The sequence below is a fragment of the Azospirillum argentinense genome, from assembly GCF_000632475.1.
In the GTDB taxonomy this organism is placed as follows: domain Bacteria; phylum Pseudomonadota; class Alphaproteobacteria; order Azospirillales; family Azospirillaceae; genus Azospirillum; species Azospirillum baldaniorum.
In genome coordinates this window covers 99,741-117,500 of the sequence record NZ_CP007794.1, presented here as the reverse complement: position 1 = coordinate 117,500, position 17,760 = coordinate 99,741, and the positions used below count along the sequence as shown (strand labels likewise).

The window sequence follows — 17,760 nt, the reverse complement described above, 5'->3', positions numbered from 1 at the left end:
GATCTCATGTGTAGGATAGGTGGGAGGCTAGGAAGCCCGGGCGCCAGCTCGGGTGGAGCCACCCTTGAAATACCACCCTTGAGGTCTCTGGCATCTAACCGCGCTCCGTTCATCCGGAGCCGGGACCCTGCATGGCGGGTAGTTTGACTGGGGCGGTCGCCTCCCAAAGTGTAACGGAGGCGCGCGATGGTGGGCTCAGAGCGGTCGGAAATCGCTCGTCGAGTGCAATGGCATAAGCCCGCCTGACTGCAAGACAGACAAGTCGAGCAGAGACGAAAGTCGGCCATAGTGATCCGGTGGTTCCATGTGGACGGGCCATCGCTCAACGGATAAAAGGTACGCCGGGGATAACAGGCTGATGACTCCCAAGAGTCCATATCGACGGAGTCGTTTGGCACCTCGATGTCGGCTCATCACATCCTGGGGCTGGAGCAGGTCCCAAGGGTTCGGCTGTTCGCCGATTAAAGTGGTACGTGAGCTGGGTTTAGAACGTCGTGAGACAGTTCGGTCCCTATCTGCCGTGGGTGTCGGAGTTTTGCGAGGATCTGTCCCTAGTACGAGAGGACCGGGATGGACATACCTCTGGTGCACCGGTTGTCACGCCAGTGGCATGGCCGGGTAGCTAAGTATGGACGGGATAACCGCTGAAAGCATCTAAGCGGGAAACCCACCTCTAAACCAGAACTCCCTTGAGAGCCGTGACAGACCATCACGTCGATAGGAGGCATGTGGACGGGCGGCAACGCCTGAAGCTGAGCCTTACTAATCGCTCGATCGGCTTGATCCTTCCCAGCAGGCGGCCCGCGCGCAGCGGCAAGCCCTGGGCGCACGAGCCAACACCGCAAAGAACAAGAGCAAACGTCCTCGCTCAAACCAAACCTCTGCCGTCCCCGTCCGGATGGTTCGCGTGTGCCTTGGTGACCTGGTGGTCATGGCGAGGCTCCCAACACCCGATCCCATTCCGAACTCGGCCGTGAAACGCCTCAGCGCCGATGGTACTGCGTCTTAAGACGTGGGAGAGTAGGTCGCCGCCAGGTCACCACGGCACACGCCACACCAACACGGACGTGGACGCAGCAAGGCTTCGCACTCGCTTGACAATCGTCGCACACGGTCCCTTCCCAAGGAACACCCGCGGGGTGGAGCAGCCCGGTAGCTCGTCAGGCTCATAACCTGAAGGTCGCAGGTTCAAATCCTGCCCCCGCAACCACCGATACAGACACTCTCGAGCCACCTGGGCCGGGAGTGTTCTGCTTTTTGGCCGTCCACTCCAGGAGCGTGCCGAGTTCACCGTACAGCGTCACGTCCAACTGGCCGCGCTTCAGGCCGGACGTGAGCGTGATCTGCTCGATCAGCCCGCGGATGGCACCGGCTGCCTCGTCGCGCTCCTCCGGGCGATTCAGCGCCTCGGCCAGACGCGCCACCTTGCGGGCGTAAAGTTCCGCGATGTTCGGGTGAATGTCGGGCAGGTCCACCGGGACCTGGATGAGGTGAGCGTTCAGTTCGTCCTCCCGTGCCTCAAGCTCCCGGAGCCGTGCCACCAGGGTGCGGCTGCCGGCGCCGCTCTCGATCAGCGCCATGATGTCTTGGATGACGCGGGTGTGGCGGACAGCGCCTACCGCTCCAAGGCCAACGAAGCGGCCATCGCGGCGGCAGGGCGCCGCAGCATGATGCATTTCCGCAAGCCGAAGGGCCGGCCGATGCTGGAGCCCCACCAGCGTGCCAACCGCACCCGCTCGGCAGTGCGCTCGGCCGTCGAACATGTCTTCGCCGACCAGAAGGCGCGCATGGGGTTGTTCATCCGCACCATCGGCCTGGGTCGCGCGACGGTGAAGATCGGTCTCGCCAACCTCGCCTACAATTTCCGACGCCTGATCTGGCTTGAGGGGCGAACTGCGCCCGTATAGCGCCAAAACTGCCGCATATTTCCACCTTTTCAGTCAAAACCGACAGTTCAACCCCCGAAGAACGCCGCTTCCACACTGGTGTGGCCCTTCCATTCGCCTCAACCCGCGCTCAAGGCCGGTTTATCGAGGTGCTCAGCGGGCAGAAGGTGTGGATCTCCCGCGTCCAGCATTCCGACCTGATGATTTTGCTCGCCCGCACCACGCCGCTCGATCAGGTGCGCAAGAAATCGGAGGGCATGTCGATCTTCATCGTCGACATCAAGGAGGCGATGGCCAAGGGCATGACCGTCCGGCCCATCCGCAACATGGTCAACCATGAGACCAACGAGCTGTTCTTCGACAATCTGGAAATCCCCGCGGAGAACCTGATCGGTGAGGAAGGGCAGGGCTTCAAATACATCCTGACCGGCCTCAACGCCGAGCGGGTGCTGATCGCGGCGGAATGCATCGGCGACGGCTATTGGTTCATCGACAAGGTGTGCGACTACACCCGCGACCGTCAGGTGTTCGGCCGCCCGATCGCCCAGAACCAGGGCGTGCAGTTCCCCATCGCCGAGAGCTTCATCGAGGTGGAGGCCGCCAACCTGATGCGCTTCGAGGCCTGCCGACTCTACGACGCCGGGGAGCCCTGCGGCGCCCAGGCCAACATGGCCAAGTACCTCGCCGCCAAGGCCTCGTGGGAGGCGGCGAACGCCTGCCTGCAGTTCCATGGCGGCTTCGGCTTCGCCAGCGAATACGACGTCGAGCGCAAGTTCCGCGAGACCCGGCTGTATCAGGTGGCCCCCGTCTCCACCGACCTGATCCTGGCCTACGTCGCCGAGCATGTCCTGGACCTGCCGAAGTCCTACTGAGCGCCCGGTTGCGTCGGCGCCGGAGGCAGCCTGAAGGCCGCCTCCGGGGTTGAGCTGACCCACCGCCCGCAAAGAAAAAGGCGGGTGCCGGAGCCCGAAGGCCCCGGCACCCGCCTTTCGTTTGCGGAGCGCGCTGCGCCGCCGCCGCTCAGCCGAACCAGGCGGCGACGTTGCCGGTCTGGCCGAGGATGGTGATGCGGTTGCCCCCGCCGACGTCGAGCGTGGTGTTGCCGCCCTCCACCCGCGCCGAGCGGATCACCGCGCCGAGGTCGACGCCGGCCTCGTAGAAGGCCAGGCGGTCCACTCCCACTTCGAAGTCCATCACCACCGACCCGCCGGAGCCGCGTCCGAAGGCGAAGACGTCCGCGCCCTCGCCGCCCCACAGCGTGTCCGCCCCGCCGTCGGCGAACAGCACGTCGTTGCCGGCCCCGCCGTGCAGCACGTCGTCGCCCGCCCCGCCGAACAGCGTGTCGTCGCCCTCCTCGCCGAACAGCGTGTCGTTGCCGTCCCCGCCCAGCCCCAGGTCGTTGCCCGACCCCAGAGCGATCAGGTCGTGGCCCGACCCGCCCAGCGCCGTGTCGTTGCCGTCCCCGCCGCTCAGCGTGTCGTCGCCCTCGTCGCCGTACAGAAGGTCGTCGCCGTCCTCGCCGAACAGCAGGTCGTTGCCCGGCGATCAGGTCGTGGCCCGACCCGCCCAGCGCCGTGTCGTTGCCGTCCCCGCCGCTCAGCGTGTCGTCGCCCTCGTCGCCGTACAGAAGGTCGTCGCCSTCCTCGCCGAACAGCAGGTCGTTGCCCGNCCCGCCGCTCAGCGTGTCGTTGCCCTCGTTSSCSGKCAGCGTGTCGTCGCCCTCCTCGCCGAACAGCASGTCGTCGCCCTCGCCGCCGNAAGCCGCGGTCGTCGCCCGTGCCGCCGCCGNATCAGGTCGTTGCCSGACCCGCCGNACAGCCAGTCGTCGCCCTCGCCGCCGTGCACCAGGTCGTCGCCCTCGTCGCCGTACAGCGTGTCGTTGCCGCCGGCGCTGGTGATCGTGTCGTTGCCGCCGCCGCCGTGCAGGAGGTCGTCGCCGTCGCCCAGATGCATGTACTGCTCGTGGTCGTCGCCGTAGACGATCTGCTCGCCGTCGCCGCCGACCAGCGTGGCGTTGCCGACCACCGCCGCGAACTCGACGTTGTCGAGCTGGATGGTCACCGGCCCGGTCAGGCCCGTGGTGTTGAGCACCACCGCGGTCGGCGCCGTGCTGGTCGGGCCGGTGCCGCCCAGCGTGGTGCCGGTCACCTTGGTCTGCACCGCCTGGCCGGCGGCCACGCCGGGCGCGGTGAAGTCGATGGCGCGGACCAGAAGCTGGGCCTGCGCCGACAGCACCGAGAGGAAGCCCGAACCGCCGCCGGTCAGCCCGCTGCGCGCGGCGGTGCCCTCGTCGGTGCGCGCCTCGATGGCGGCGATCAGGCCGGTCAGCCCGGTCAGCGCCTGGGCGGCGGTCTGCCGCTCGGCGCCGCCGGTGGCGGTGACGGCGACGCCGGTGGAGACGCTGACCGTCAGCGTGGTCTGGGTGGAGACCTGGCCGGTCTGCGCGTCGACCACCTGCTCGCGCACCACCGGGACGTCGGCGAGGTCGGGGTTGGCGGTGCTGGTGTCCTCGACGCGGGTGCCGGTGCTGGCCTCGATGGTCACGGTGGTGGTGCGGCTGCCGTCGCCGTTGGTGGTGACCGCGCCGGTGACGGTGGCGCCGTCCACCGTGGCGACCGGCGGCGGGGCGACGGGGGCGGGCTTGTCGACGGTGGCGGTGAGCTTCTGCGTCGTCGCGGTGAAGGGCAGCGAGGCGTTGCCCGCCGGGTCGGTCAGGGCGAGCGTCAGGGTCAGCGTACCGTCGCCCAGGCCGGAGAGGTCGAGCCCGCCGACCTGCGCGGTCGGGCCGCTCATCACGCCGCTGCCGGAGACCTGGCCGCCGCCGGCGGAGGTGATCGTCCAGGTGAAGGCGGCGCCGGCCTCGCCGCCGCTGATGGTGAAGGCGGTGCTGGACTGCTCGATGGCGTCGATGCTGTCGTCGTCGAACAGCACGCTGGCCGTCGGTGGGGTGGTGTCGACGGTCAGCGTGTGGGTGGCGGGGCTCGACACGTTGCCGGCGGCGTCGGTGGCGGTGGCCGCGACGGGGTTGGCGCCGTTGGGGTCGAGGCTGAGCGAGCCGGCGGTCGGGGTGGCGGTGGCGAGGTCGAGGCTCCAGGCGCCGGTCCCCGAGGCGGTGGTGGTGTAGGTGGCGCCGCCCACCGTGACGGTCACCGTGGCGTTGGCCTCGGCGGTGCCGGTGAGGGTGGGCGTGGTGCTGTTGGTGAGCGCGGTGGTGACGGTCGGTGCGTCGGGCAGGGTGGTGTCGATGGTCAGCGTCTGGGTGCCCGGCGCGGAGACGTTGCCCGAGGCGTCGGTGGCGGTGGCCGAGACGGCGTTGGTGCCGTTGGGGTTGAGGCTCAGCGACCCGGCGGTCGGCGTCGCGGTGGCGAGGTTGAGGCTCCAGGTGCCGTTGGTCGCCGTCGTGGTGTAGGTCGCCCCACCCACCGTGACGGTGACCGTGCTGCCGGTCTCGGCGGTGCCGGTGAGGGTGGGTGTGGTGCTGTTGCTCAGCGCGGCGCTGGTCACCGTCGGGGCGTCGGGGAGGGTGGTGTCGATGGTCAGCGTTTGGGTGCCGGCCGTGGAGGTGTTGCCCGCCACGTCGGTGGCGGTGGCCGAGACGGCGTTGGTGCCGTTGGGGTTGAGGCTCAGCGACCCGGAGGTCGGTGTCGCGGTGGCGAGGTTGAGGCTCCAGCTGCCGTTGGTCGCCGTCGTGGTGTAGGTGGCGCCGCCCACCGTGACGGTCACCGTGGCATTCGCCTCGGCCGCCCCGGTGAGGGTGGGCGTCGTGCTGTTGCTCAGCGCGGCGCTGGTCACCGTTGGCGCGTCGGGCAGGGTGGTGTCGATGGTCAGCGTCTGGGTGCCGGCCGAGGAGGTGTTGCCCGCCGCGTCGGTGGCGGTGGCCGAGACGGCGTTCGTGCCGTTGGGGTTCAGGCTCAGCGACCCGGAGGTCGGCGTCGCCGTGGCGAGGTTGAGGCTCCAGCTGCCGTTGGTGGCGGTGGTGGTGTAGGTGGCGCCGCCGATAGTGACAGTCACCGTGCTGCCGGTCTCGGCCGCGCCGGTGAGGATCGGCGTCGTGCTGTTGGTCAGCGTCGCCGAGGTCACTGCCGGCGCGTTGGGTGCCGTGGTGTCGATGGTCAGGGACTGGGTGCTCGGCGCGGATGTGTTGCCGGCGGTGTCGGTTGCCGTGGCCGCGACGGCGTTGGTGCCGTTGGCGTTCAGGCTCAACGAGCCGGAGGTCGGCGTCGCCGTGGCGAGGTTGAGGCTCCAGGTCCCGTTGGTGGCGGTGGTGGTGTAGGTCGCCCCACCCACCGTGACGGTGACCGTGCTGTCGGCCTCCGCCGTTCCGGTGAGGATTGGCGTGGCGTTTTTGGTCAGCGCCGCGCTGGTCACCGTTGGAGCATCGGGCAGGGTGGTGTCGATGGTCAGCGTCTGGGTGCCGGCCGTGGAGACGTTGCCCGCCGCGTCAGTGGCGGTGGCAGAGACGGCGTTAGTGCCGTTGGCGTTGAGGCTCAGCGAGCCGGAGGTCGGGGTGGCCGTGGCGAGGTTGAGGCTCCAGGTGCCGTTGGTCGCCGTCGTGGTGTAGGCCGCCCCGCCGATGGTGACAGTCACCGTGCTGCCGGTCTCGGCCGCGCCGGTGAGGATCGGCGTCGTGCTGTTGCTCAGCGCCGTCGTAACGGTGGGCGCATTGGGCGCGGTGGTGTCGATGGTCAGCGTCTGGGTGCCAGCCGTAGACGTGTTGCCGGCCGCATCCGTTGCCGTCGCCGAGACGGCGTTGGTGCCGTTGGCGTTCAGGCTCAACGAGCCGGAGGCCGGCGTGGCCGTGGCGAGGTTGAGGCTCCAGGTCCCGTTGGTGGCGGTGGTGGTGTAGGTCGCCCCACCCACCGTGACGATGACGGTGCTGTCGGCCTCCGCCGTTCCGGTGAGGATTGGCGTGGCGTTTTTGGTCAGCGCCGCGCTGGTCACCGTTGGAGCATCGGGCAGGGTGGTGTCGATGGTCAGCGTCTGGGTGCCGGCCGTGGAGACGTTGCCCGCCGCGTCAGTGGCGGTGGCAGAGACGGCGTTAGTGCCGTTGGCGTTGAGGCTCAGCGAGCCGGAGGTCGGGGTGGCCGTGGCGAGGTTGAGGCTCCAGGTGCCGTTGGTCGCCGTCGTGGTGTAGGCCGCCCCGCCGATGGTGACAGTCACCGTGCTGCCGGTCTCGGCCGCCCCGGTGAGGGTGGGCGTCGTGCTGTTGCTCAGCGCCGTCGTAACGGTGGGCGCGTTGGGCGCAGTGGTGTCGATGGTCAGCGTCTGGGTGCCAGCCGTAGACGTGTTGCCGGCCGCATCCGTTGCCGTCGCCGAGACGGCGTTGGTGCCGTTGGCGTTCAGGCTCAACGAGCCGGAGGCCGGCGTGGCCGTGGCGAGGTTGAGGCTCCAGGTGCCGTTGGTCGCCGTCGTGGTGTAGGTCGCCCCGCCGATGGTGACGGTCACCGTGCTGCCGGTCTCGGCCGTACCGCCAATGGTCGGGGTGGCACTGTTGCTCAGTGCGGCGCTGGTCACCGCCGGCGCGTTGGGCGCAGTGGTGTCGATGGTCAGCGTCTGGGTGCCAGCCGTGGAGACGTTGCCCGCCGCGTCGGTGGCGGTGGCCGAGACGGCGTTGCTGCCGTTGGCGTTGAGGCTCAACGTGCCGGAGGCTGGCGTGGCCGTGGCGAGGTTGAGGCTCCAGCTGCCGTTGGTTGCCGTCGTGGTGTAGGTGGCGCCGCCCACCGTGACGGTCACCGTGCTGTCGGCCTCGGCGGTGCCGGTGAGGATTGGCGTGGCGTTCTTGGTCAGCGCGGCGCTGGTGACCGCCGGGGCGTTGGGCGCGGTAGTGTCGATGGTCAGCGTCTGGGTGCCGGCCGTGGAGGTGTTGCCCGCCGCGTCCGTTGCCGTCGCCGAGACGGCGTTCGTGCCGTTGGCGTTGAGGTTCAGCGATCCGGAGGTCGGCGTCGCCGTGGCGAGGTTGAGGCTCCAGGTGCCGTTGGTCGCCGTCGTGGTGTAGGTCGCCCCACCCACCGTGACGGTCACCGTGCTGTCCGCTTCCGCCGTGCCGGTCAGGGTCGGCGTCGCGCTGTTGCTCAGCGCCGTCGTGACGGTCGGGGCGTTCGGAGCCGCGCTGTCGATGGTCACCGTCAGCGTGCTGGAGGCCGACGACGTGCCGGTGGCATCGCTCGACACGGCGGTCAGGGAATGAGCCCCGTCGCCCAGCGAGGCCGTCGTGACGGTCCAAAGCCCATTGGCATCGGCCGTCACCGTGCCCAGCGCCGTCGCGCCCTCGTACAGCACCACGGTTGTGAACGCCTTGGCCAAGCCGGTAATCGCCGGAGCCGTGACGTTGGTCAGCGTGTCCGTCGTCGAACCGCTGTTGGACGCGGTCGTCAGCGCCAGACTCGCCGGAGTCGGCGGAACGTTGCGGAACAGGGTGATGCTTGTGAAGGCGCCGACCAGGGCGTCGAGATCGCCGTCGCCATCGATGTCGACGATGCTCGGCGCCCCCATCATCCCGGCGTTGCTCAGCCCGAACGGGTTGGTGCCGACCAGCGTGAAGCTGGGCGCCGTCGCCGTCCCGACGTTGCGGTAGACCACCGTGTCACCGATGATGTTGCCGACCAGGATGTCGAGGTCGCCGTCGCCGTCGATGTCCACCATGGTCGGCGACGCCTGCCCCCCCGAATTGCCGAGGCCGAAGGGATTGGTGCCGACCAGGGTGAAGCTGGGCGCTGTCGCCGTTCCGACGTTGCGGTAGAACAGCGTGTCGCCGCCCTGGCTGCCGACCAGGATATCGAGGTCGCCATCGCCGTCGAGGTCCGCGATGCTCGGCGACGCGAGGGGGATGAAAGTGCTGAGCCCGAAGGGGTTGGTGGCCTCCAGGGTGAAGCTGGGCGCCGTCGCGGTTCCGATATTGCGCAGGAACAGCAGGGAGCCGGAGTTGCTTCCGACCAGGATGTCGAGGTCGCCATCGCCGTCGAGGTCCGCGAAGGCCGGGGTGGACATCGTCGCACCGCTCAGCCCGAAGGGATCGGTCGCCGCCTCCAAGGTGAAGCTGGGTGCGGTCGCGTTGCCGACGTTGCGGTAGAACTGGAGATTGATCCCGATGTTGCCGACCAGGGCGTCGAGGTCACCGTCGCCGTCGATGTCGACGAAGACCGGCTTGGCTTGCGGGAAAAGACCGTTCAAGCCGAAGGGGTTGGTGGCTTCCAGGACGAAGCTGGGATCGCCCGCCACGCGGACCGCCTGACCGGTCAGCGCGCCCGCGGCGTTGCCGGCGGCGTCCGCGGTCTTCGCGCCGGAGCCCGGCGGCGTGTAGTCCACCGTGACGCTCTGGTAGACCGTCGCCCCGGCGTCGAGCGTCAGGGTGACCGTCTTGCCGCTGGTGGCGACCGCGGTGACCGTCCGCGCCACGCCGCCCACCATCACCGTGAAGGCGCCGGCCGGAGTCTGGGCGCCGTCCAGAAGCTCCGAATAGGTCAGGGTCAGCTGCGTCCCGTTCAGCGTCGCCGAGGTGAGCGTCGGCGCCTTGGTGTCGATCGTCAGCGTCAATGCGGTCGAGGCCGACGAGGTGCCGTTGGCGTTGCTCGACGTGACGGTCAGCGAGTGGGTGCCATCGCTCAGCGAGGCGGTGGAGAGCGTCCACAGGCCGGAGGAGGCGTCGGCCGTCACCGTGCCGATGGCCGTCGCGCCGTCGTACAGCACCACCGTCGACGAGGCGACCGCGGTTCCGACGATCGCCGGCGCCGTGACGTTGGTCAGCGTGTCGGTGGTCGAGCCGCTGTTGGAACCCGCCGTCAGCGTCGGCGCCGTGGGGGTGGCGGGCGGCGGCGTGGTGTTCCGGTAGAGGACCGTCTTGCCGTCGTCCCGGCCGATCAGGGCGTCGAGGTCGCCGTCCCCGTCGATGTCCGCGAAGGTCGGCTTCGCGTTGCTGCCGACGTCGCCCAGGTTGAAGGGGTTGGTGCCCTCCAGCGTGAAGGTGGGCGCCGCCGCCGTCCCGATGTTCCGGTAGAGGACCGTGTTGCCGCTGTCGTTGCCGATCAGCGCGTCGAGGTCGCCATCCCCATCGATGTCCACGAAGATCGGCGTGGCGTTGCTTCCGGCATCGCCGAGGCCGAAGGGATTGGTGCTTTCCAGCGCGAAGGTGGGGGCCGCCGCCGTTCCGACGTTCCGATAGAAGAGCGTGTCGCCATCCGCGTTGCCGATCAGGGCGTCGAGATCGCCGTCGCCGTCGATGTCCACCAGGGACGGCGACGCGAAGCCCCCGACATTGCTCAAGCCGAAGGGATTGGTGCCCACCAGGGTGAAGCTGGGCGCCGCCGCCGTCCCGACGTTGCGGTAGACGACGATGCCGCCGCCCGCGTTGCCGGCCAGCAGGTCGAGGTCGCCGTCGCCGTCGATGTCCGCGAGGACCGGCTTGGCGTAGGCGGGCATGCCGCCGCCGACGGTGTTCAGGCCGAAGGGGTTGGTGCCCACCAGGGTGAAGCTCGGCGCATCCGCCGTGCCGACATTCCGGTAGACGACGATGTTGGCGTACCAGTCGCCGACCACCGCGTCGAGGTCGCCGTCGCCGTCGATGTCGGCGAAGACCGGGGCGGACTGGCCGACGAAGCTGCCGAGGCCGAACGGGTTGGTGGCTTCCAGGGTGAACTTGGGGTCGCCGCCCACGCGGACCGGCTGGCCGCTCAGGGCGCCCGCGGCGTTGCCGGCGGCATCCACGGTCTTGGCGCCCGAGCCCGGCGGGGTGTAGCTGACCGTCGCGCCCTCATAGATCGAGGAGGCGCCGGCATCCAGCGTCAGGATGACTGCCCGGCCGTCGGTGGCGACCGCGGTGACCGTGCGCACCACGCCACCCACCGTCACCGTGAAGGCGCCGGCCACCGGAGTCTCAGCGCCGTCCAACGCCTCCGAATAGATCAGCGTCAGCCGCGTCCCGCTCAGCACCGCCGAGGTCAGCGACGGCGCCGCCGTGTCGATGGTCACGCTCAGCGCCGTCGAAGCCGCCGACGTGCCGTTGGCGGTGCTTGCCTTGACGGTCAGCGAATGCGCGCCGTCGCTCAGCGACGCCGACGTGACCGTCCACAGGCCCGCGCCGTTGGCGGTCGCGGTGCCCACCACGGTCGCCCCGTCGTACAGCACCACTGTGGCGAAGGCCTCAGCCGTCCCGGTGATCGTCGGCGTCGTGACCTTGGTCAGCGTGTCCGTCGTCGAACCGCTGTTCGATCCCGCCGTCAGCGTCAGACCGCCCGGTGCGGCCGGCGGCGGCGGACCGTTGCGGAACAGCACCGTATCACCGTCCGTATTGCCGATCAGGGCGTCGAGGTCGCCGTCACCATCGATGTCCACGAAGATCGGTGTGGCGTTGTCCCCAACATCGCCGAGGCCGAAGAGGTTGGTGCCCTCCAGGACGAAAGTGGGCGCCGCCGCCGTCCCGACGTTGCGATAGAAGTATGTCTGGCCATCCCCGCTACCGATCAGGGCGTCGAGGTCGCCGTCACCATCGATGTCCAACAGCTTCGGCGTCGCGCTGACCCCGACGTTGCCGAGGCCGAAGGGGTTGGTGGCCTCCAGCGTGAAGGTGGGCTGCGTCGCCGTCCCGACGTTGCGATAGAAGACCGTGTGGCCGTCGTCAACGCCGATCAGGGCGTCAAGGTCGCCATCCCCGTCGATATCCGCCAGTTCCACCGACGATCCGAACCCGGCGCGGCTGAGACCGAAGGGGTTGGAACCCTCCAGCGTGAAGGTGGGCTGCGTCGCCGTCCCGACGTTGCGATAGAAGTAGGTGTTGCCGCTAGCGGTGCCGACCAGGGCGTCAAGATCGCCGTCGCCGTCGAGGTCGGCGAAGGTCGGTTGCGCCCCGCCGGAACCCACGGTGTTGAGGCCGAAGGGGTTGGAGCCCTCCAGCGTGAAGGTGGGCTGCGTCGCCGTCCCGACGTTGCGATAGAAGACTATTTTGCTGGCGAAGTTGCCGACCAGGGCGTCGAGGTCGCCGTCACCATCGATGTCCACGAAGATCGGTGTGGCGTTGTCCCCAACATCGCCGAGGCCGAAGAGGTTGGTGCCTTCCAGGGTGAAGGTCGGATCACCAACCACCGTGACAGTCCGGCCGTTCAACGCGCCCGCGGCGTTGCCGGCCGCGTCCGCCGTCTTCGCGCCGGAGCCCGGCGGGGTGTAGTCCACCGTGACGCTCTGATAGGGCGTCGCCCCGGCGTCCAGCGTCAGGGTGACCGTCCTGCCGCTGGTGACGACCGCAGTGACCGTCCGCGTGACGCCGCCCACCGTCACCGTGAAGGCCGAGGTGGGCGCCTGGGCGCCGTTCAGCGTCTCCGAATAAGTCAGAGTCAGCTGCGTTCCGTTCAGCCGCGCCGAGGTCAGAGTCGGCGGGGTGGTGTCGGGCGAGTTGTTGGTGACCGGCTGGGCGGTGAAGCTGGCGGCATCGCCGCCGGTAGGGGACTGTACGGCGTTGGCATCGTCGCCCACGGTCGGGTCGGTGTAGGCGACGGTGACCGTGTCCGTGTCCGTGACCGGCTGGGTGAGCGTGAGCGTGACCGTCTTGTTGGTGCTGTCCACAGCGACGTTGCTGACCGTGACCGTGGTGCCTCCGACCTTGACCGTGAAGGCGCCGGCCGCCGGCGGGTTGGCCGCGTCCAGCGCGCTGTCGTAGGTGAGCACCAGCGTCGCGCCGTCCACCGACGCGCTTTGAAACACCGGCGGAGGGGTGACCGTCACCATGACGGAGCTGGAGAGGACCGAACTGGTGAGGTCAATGCCGGTGGAAATCGCGTGGACGCTGATGGGGAACGCGCCGGACGTGTCCGTGCCGGAGGACGTCACGTCGAAGGTCAGCGTGAAGACGGCGCCTTGATTGATGATCCCGGCGATCGCGGGAGTGAGACTGACGTTTCCCACCGACCAGCCGCTCGGGGCATCGACCCCGAACGTGATGGACGAACCGACCAACGTCCTCATCTGCGTGGCCGTCAGGGTGAAGGACACCTGCTGCGGCGTTCCCGGCGTGAAGGTGATGGTCGGGTTCGTCGGTACGATCGTCAGGAACGGGGTGTAGGTGGCCGTGTCCGCGATCGTGACCGTGGCGACCTGGTCGATCACCGTGGAGTTGCTGGAGGCCCCGCTGTCGGTGATGGAGCGCAGAACGACCGAGCGGGTCTCGCTGCTGCCGTAGTTCGTGCCGGCCGCGTCGGTGTTCTTGTAGGCGATGCCGTCGATCAGCGTGTCCATGCCGCCGTTGCTCAGCGCCATGCCGCTCAGCGTCACCGTGGCGACGCCGTTCGCCAGCGTGACCGCGTAGTTGCCACTGGCGAAGCTGCCCGAGGTGCCGTTGCTCAGGGCGATGTCGGTGCCGCCGATGCTCAGGAACTCGGTGCTGCCGGTGCCGCCGACGTTGTGAACGGTCAGAACCATGCCGGTGAAGGTCTGACCGTTGTCCACCGTCGAGGCGGTCACACCATCGAACAGGTCGGTGCCGCTGCTGCCTTGGCCGGACGAGAAACCACCGTTCTTTGCCGTCAGAGTCAGCGTCGGCGGCACGCCGTTCGGGTCGGGCGTGGTGTTGGTGACCGACTGGCCGGTGAAGCCGGCGGCGTCGAGGCCATCGCCGAAGGACTGGATGGCGTTGGCGTCGTCACCCGCGGTGGGGTCGGCATAGGAAACGCTGACCGCGGCGCCGTAGGCGACCGGCTGGGCGAGCGTCAGCGTGACCGTCTTGCTCGCGGTGTCCACGGCGACGCCGCTGACGGTCACCGGGGAGCCGCCGGCCAGGACGGTGAAGCTGCCCGCGGACGGAACGTTCACGGCGTCGAGCGCCGTGTCGTAGGTCAGCACCAGCGACGTGCCGTTGACCGCGGCGCTTTGCAGGACCGGCGTCGGGGGGGCGCCGATGGTGATGACGGCGGAGATGCCGGTGAGGGTGCCGATGTTGTTGCTGCCGCCGCTGTCGGTGACGCTGGCGAGGGTGATGATGCGCTGGCCGTCGGACGGCGTGCCGGCGTTATTGTTGTAGTAGAAGCCGTCCAGGAGGTACTGCATTTCGTCAGCCGACAACCGCAGGCCGCTGATCGTCACCGTCAAGGTGCTGCCGTTGAGCGTGGCGCCGCCAGTGACTCCGAAGGTGCCGCTCATCAAGCTGGCACCATCGGCCAAATTCATGATGGAGGACGTGCCCCCGGGGACCATGAAGATCAGGTATTCCGACATACCGTCCAGGACGCCGGTCACGGTGAAGGTCAGACCGGTGAAGGTCTGACCCAGATCATTGGCGTTCGCCGTGACCGACGAGAAGAGGTCCGCCGGGCTCGAAGAGTTGATGAAGGTCGTCGCGTTGCCCGTCGCCGTCAGGCTCGGGGCGTTGACCGTGCGGGCGGCCGTGACCATGGTGGCGAAGCGGGTGTCGGGGAGATCCAGGCCCGACAGGTTCTGCAGGACGTTGGCGGTGTCGTTGCCCGCGGTGGGATCGGTGTAGGTGAAGCGGACGTAATCCCCTTGAGCGAGCGGGCTCACCGTGGTCAGGATCAGCTTGTTGCCGGAGATGACCGCCGAGCGCAGATCGACCTTCGTGCTGCCCACGAGGATGGCGCCGGTGCCCAGGTCCAGCGGAATGTAGCTGTCGACGGCACCGAAGCTGGACAGCAGCAGCGGGCTCTGGGCGTCCAGGGTTTGGTCGAACGTTACGATGATGACGTTTTCACCGACATAGGCGTCGATGGCCGTGACGGAGGGCGGCGTGGTGCTCGGGTCGGGCGAATTGTTGGTAACCGACTGGCCGGAAAGGCTGGCGGCGTCGCGCCCGCCACTGCCGGCCTGGATGGCGTTGGCGTCGTCGTTCGCGGTGGGGTCGGTGTAGGAGACGGCGACCGTGTCGCCATAGGCGACCACCTGGCCGAGCGTCAGCGTGACCGTCTTGCCGACGCCGTCCACGGCGACGCCGCTGATCGCCACCGAGGTGCCGCCGACCGTGACGGTGAAGGCTCCCAGCGCCGGCGGGTTGGCGGAATCGAGGTCCACGTCGTAGGTGAGCACCAGCGAATCGCCGGTGACGGCGGCGCTTTGCAGGACCGGGACAGGGCGGGCCGCGCCCACGGTCAGGGCGGCGTCGAAGCCGAGGGCGTCCAGCCCCCCGGTGGCGCTCTGGATGACGCCACTGGCGTCGTCGCCGCTGTTCGGATCAAGGTAGCGGAAGTTGATCGAGTCGCCGGCGGTGAGCGTGGCGTTGCTGAGGGTCAGCGTCAGCGTGTTGCCGGACACCGACACGGAGCTCACGTCGACCGGGCCGGTGCTTCCGTTGCTCGTGAGCACGACCTTGTTCGCACCGTAGAACCAGGGGCCGGAGGTGCCGAGGAACAGGCTGGTCGGAATCGTGCCTGTGCTGTCGAGGGCCGTGTCGAACGTCAGCGTGATGGTGTTCTCGCCGGCATGGGCCACGGCGCTGACCAGGACGGGCGCCGCCGGGCCCGAGACGTTCACGGTGGCGGAAACGCCGGTGAGGCTGGCGGTGTGGTTGTTGCCGCCGTCGTCGGTGACGCTGGTGACGGTGATGACGCGGTTGCCGGGCGTGACGTTGCCGGAGACGAGGGTTCCGCCGGTGTAATTGATGTAGGACAGGCCGTCGATCAGCGCCTCGAGCTGGGCGTTGGTGTGGTACAGCCCGGTCAGGGTTACGGTCACCGTGGTGCCGTTGACCGCCACGTTGGCGAAGACGCCCAGCCCGGACCCGGTGATTCCCGGCAAGGGCGTCGGGCCGCCGCCGGCGATCGACAAGGCCAGGGGATTGCTGCCGATGCCGAGCAGCGCCTCGGCGTCGGACACGCCGGTGATCGTCAGGGTCAGGCCGGTGAAGACCTGCCCGGTGTCGTTGGTGTTCGCCGTCACCGTGGAGAACAGATCGACGCCCACGGGCGATCCCTGGCTGAAGGCCGGCGTGCCGCCCGTCGCCGTCAGGGTGGGCAGGGTCAGCGGCGGTGCGCCGACATTGATGGTGGCGGCGATGCCGGTCAGGCTGGCCGTGTTGTTGCTCGCCCCGTCGTCGGTGACGCCGGTGAGGGTGACGACGCGCTGGCCGTTGGACGGCGTGCCGGCGATGTTGTTGTAGGCGATGCTGTCGATGAACGACTGCATGTCGGCGGCCGAGTACTGCAGGCCGCTGATCGTCACCGTGGCGGTGCTGCCATTGAGCGTGACGCCGCCGACAGCCGACCCGACGAAGGGACCCGTCAGGGTGCCGGCGCCGGTCAGCGCGATGGTGACGGGCCCCCCCATCATCCCCGGTATGATAAAGCCCAGCATTTCCGACGCGCCGTCGACGATGCCCGTCACGGTCAGCGTCAGGCCGGTGAAGACCTGCCCCGTGTCGTTGGTGCTGGCCGTGACCGACGAGAACAGATCCACCGCGCTGGCGTTGAAGGTCGTCGTGCTGCCCGTCGCCGTCAGCGTCGGCAGAGTCGAAGCCGCCGCACCGATATTGACGGTGCTGGAGACGCCGGAGATGCTGGCGGTGCTGTTGCTGCTGCCGTCGTCGGTGACGCTGTTGACGGTGATGACGCGCTGGCCATTGGACGGCGTGCTGGCGGTGTTGTTGTAGACGAGGTCGTCGAGGAGCCACCCCATATCGGCATCCGACGCCTCCAGGCCCGTGAGCGTCACGGTCGCCGTGCTGCCGGTGACGATGACGGTCGCGGTGACGACCGCTCCGCCTGGCATCATCGGATTCGCGATGCCTGTTCCGTTGACCAAACTGAGTTGAAGCGGATTGGTCGCGCCGGGTATGTAGAAGGTCAGGGATTCCGCCGCACCGTCCTGGACGCCCGTTACGGTCAGCGTCAGGCTGGTGAAGACCTGCCCCGTGTCGTTGGTGCTGGCCGTGACCGACGAGAACAGGTCCACTTGGCTGTTGGTGAAGGTCGTCGTGCCGCCCGTCGCCGTCAGTGTCGGAGCCGTGGTCGGACGGGCCGTCGCGACGGTGATATCGTACTGGAAGGTTCCGACATCCTCACCGGAGGACGAACCCTGAAGAACGCTGCTGGACTGGTCGCCAAACGGGTCCTCGTACAGGATGGTGAGGATGTCGTTGTTGGTGAACGTCTGCTGTGGGAGCGTCAGCGTCAGCGTGTTGCCGGAAACCACAGCGGACGTCAGGTTGGTCGGGATGCCGTTGATCCGCGCGCTGCCCGGGGTCAACGCGTCGGAGGCGAAGGAATTCACGTTCGGCTGGCTTCCGGTATCCAGCGCTTGATCGAACGTCAACACGACGATGTTTTCACCGATGTAGGCGACGCCGCTCACGATGACCGGAGCGACCATCACCCCGCGATATGAATCGAAGCGCAGAGAGTCCGTGGTGACAGCGCCGTGCACCCAGTCGAGGTCCCAGTCGCCGCCCCGGTCCGCGGCACCCGTGGGCGTCCGCGAGGCCGCGACGTTGGCCCCCGTCGCCTCCGCCAGCGCGGTGAGGAAGTCGGCGCCCCGGCCGGCCGCCACGTTGCAGCCGTAGAGCAGGATGTCGCCATCCGGGGCGAGGCTGGAGACGATAGAGGCCAGTTCCTCGACACGCTGGGCCAGGGCCGCGGTGTCGAACCGGCCGGAGCCGAGTTGGAGACCGCCTTCGAAGCCGTGGCTGAGCACATGAATGGCGTGAATGTCGCGGCGCCCGTCCAGCGTCCGCGCCATCGCCGCCATGCCGTCCGCCCGGCTGTCGATCAGGAAGACTTCGATGCCGGCCGGCATCCCGGCCTCCAGCGCCTGCCAGTCATCGAGCGCCATGTCGATGAACGCGATCTCGCGCCTCGAAGCCTCGGGAACACCCTCGCAGCCCAGGATAGCGGGGACGGGCCGGGACACGGTCGAATGGAGCATGACGAGCAATCCTCGAAGGGGTTAGGCG

2 protein-coding genes, 1 tRNA gene, 2 rRNA genes and 3 pseudogenes (1 of these 8 cut by a window edge) are annotated in these 17,760 nt (G+C 68.6%); 5 read left to right on the top strand and 3 right to left on the bottom strand.

Annotated elements, in window-relative coordinates:
- From ABAZ39_RS14745 to ABAZ39_RS14725, 5 genes and pseudogenes are all read left to right on the top strand, one after another.
- A 23S ribosomal RNA gene (locus ABAZ39_RS14745) occupies positions 1-787 on the top strand (it extends 1,960 nt beyond the left edge of the window).
- Between the two features lie 134 nt (positions 788-921).
- A 5S ribosomal RNA gene (gene rrf, locus ABAZ39_RS14740) occupies positions 922-1,037 on the top strand.
- A 96-nt stretch (positions 1,038-1,133) separates the two neighbouring features.
- A tRNA-Met gene (locus ABAZ39_RS14735) sits at positions 1,134-1,210 on the top strand.
- A 502-nt stretch (positions 1,211-1,712) separates the two neighbouring features.
- A pseudogene (locus tag ABAZ39_RS37710) lies at positions 1,713-1,907 on the top strand (IS5/IS1182 family transposase); the annotation flags it as partial.
- Positions 1,908-2,035: 128 nt separating this feature from the next.
- A pseudogene (locus ABAZ39_RS14725) lies at positions 2,036-2,758 on the top strand (acyl-CoA dehydrogenase family protein); the annotation flags it as partial.
- Positions 2,759-2,906: 148 nt separating this feature from the next.
- Here the strand turns inward: ABAZ39_RS14725 and ABAZ39_RS37855 are convergent.
- The 3 genes and pseudogenes from ABAZ39_RS37855 to ABAZ39_RS14715 all read right to left on the bottom strand — a co-directional run bounded on the left by ABAZ39_RS37855 (position 2,907) and on the right by ABAZ39_RS14715 (position 17,732).
- On the bottom strand, positions 2,907-3,413 hold the full coding sequence (locus tag ABAZ39_RS37855) for a calcium-binding protein (RefSeq protein WP_505436645.1): 507 nt from the start codon (positions 3,411-3,413) through the stop codon (positions 2,907-2,909).
- A gap of 67 nt (positions 3,414-3,480) precedes the next feature.
- Positions 3,481-3,594: pseudogene (locus ABAZ39_RS37515) on the bottom strand (hypothetical protein); the annotation flags it as partial.
- A complete protein-coding gene (locus ABAZ39_RS14715) occupies positions 3,564-17,732 on the bottom strand; it encodes an Ig-like domain-containing protein (protein ID WP_040133817.1) in 14,169 nt (4,722 codons plus the stop codon). The pseudogene ABAZ39_RS37515 and the gene ABAZ39_RS14715, both read right to left, overlap by 31 nt.
- Positions 17,733-17,760: the final 28 nt, after the last annotated feature.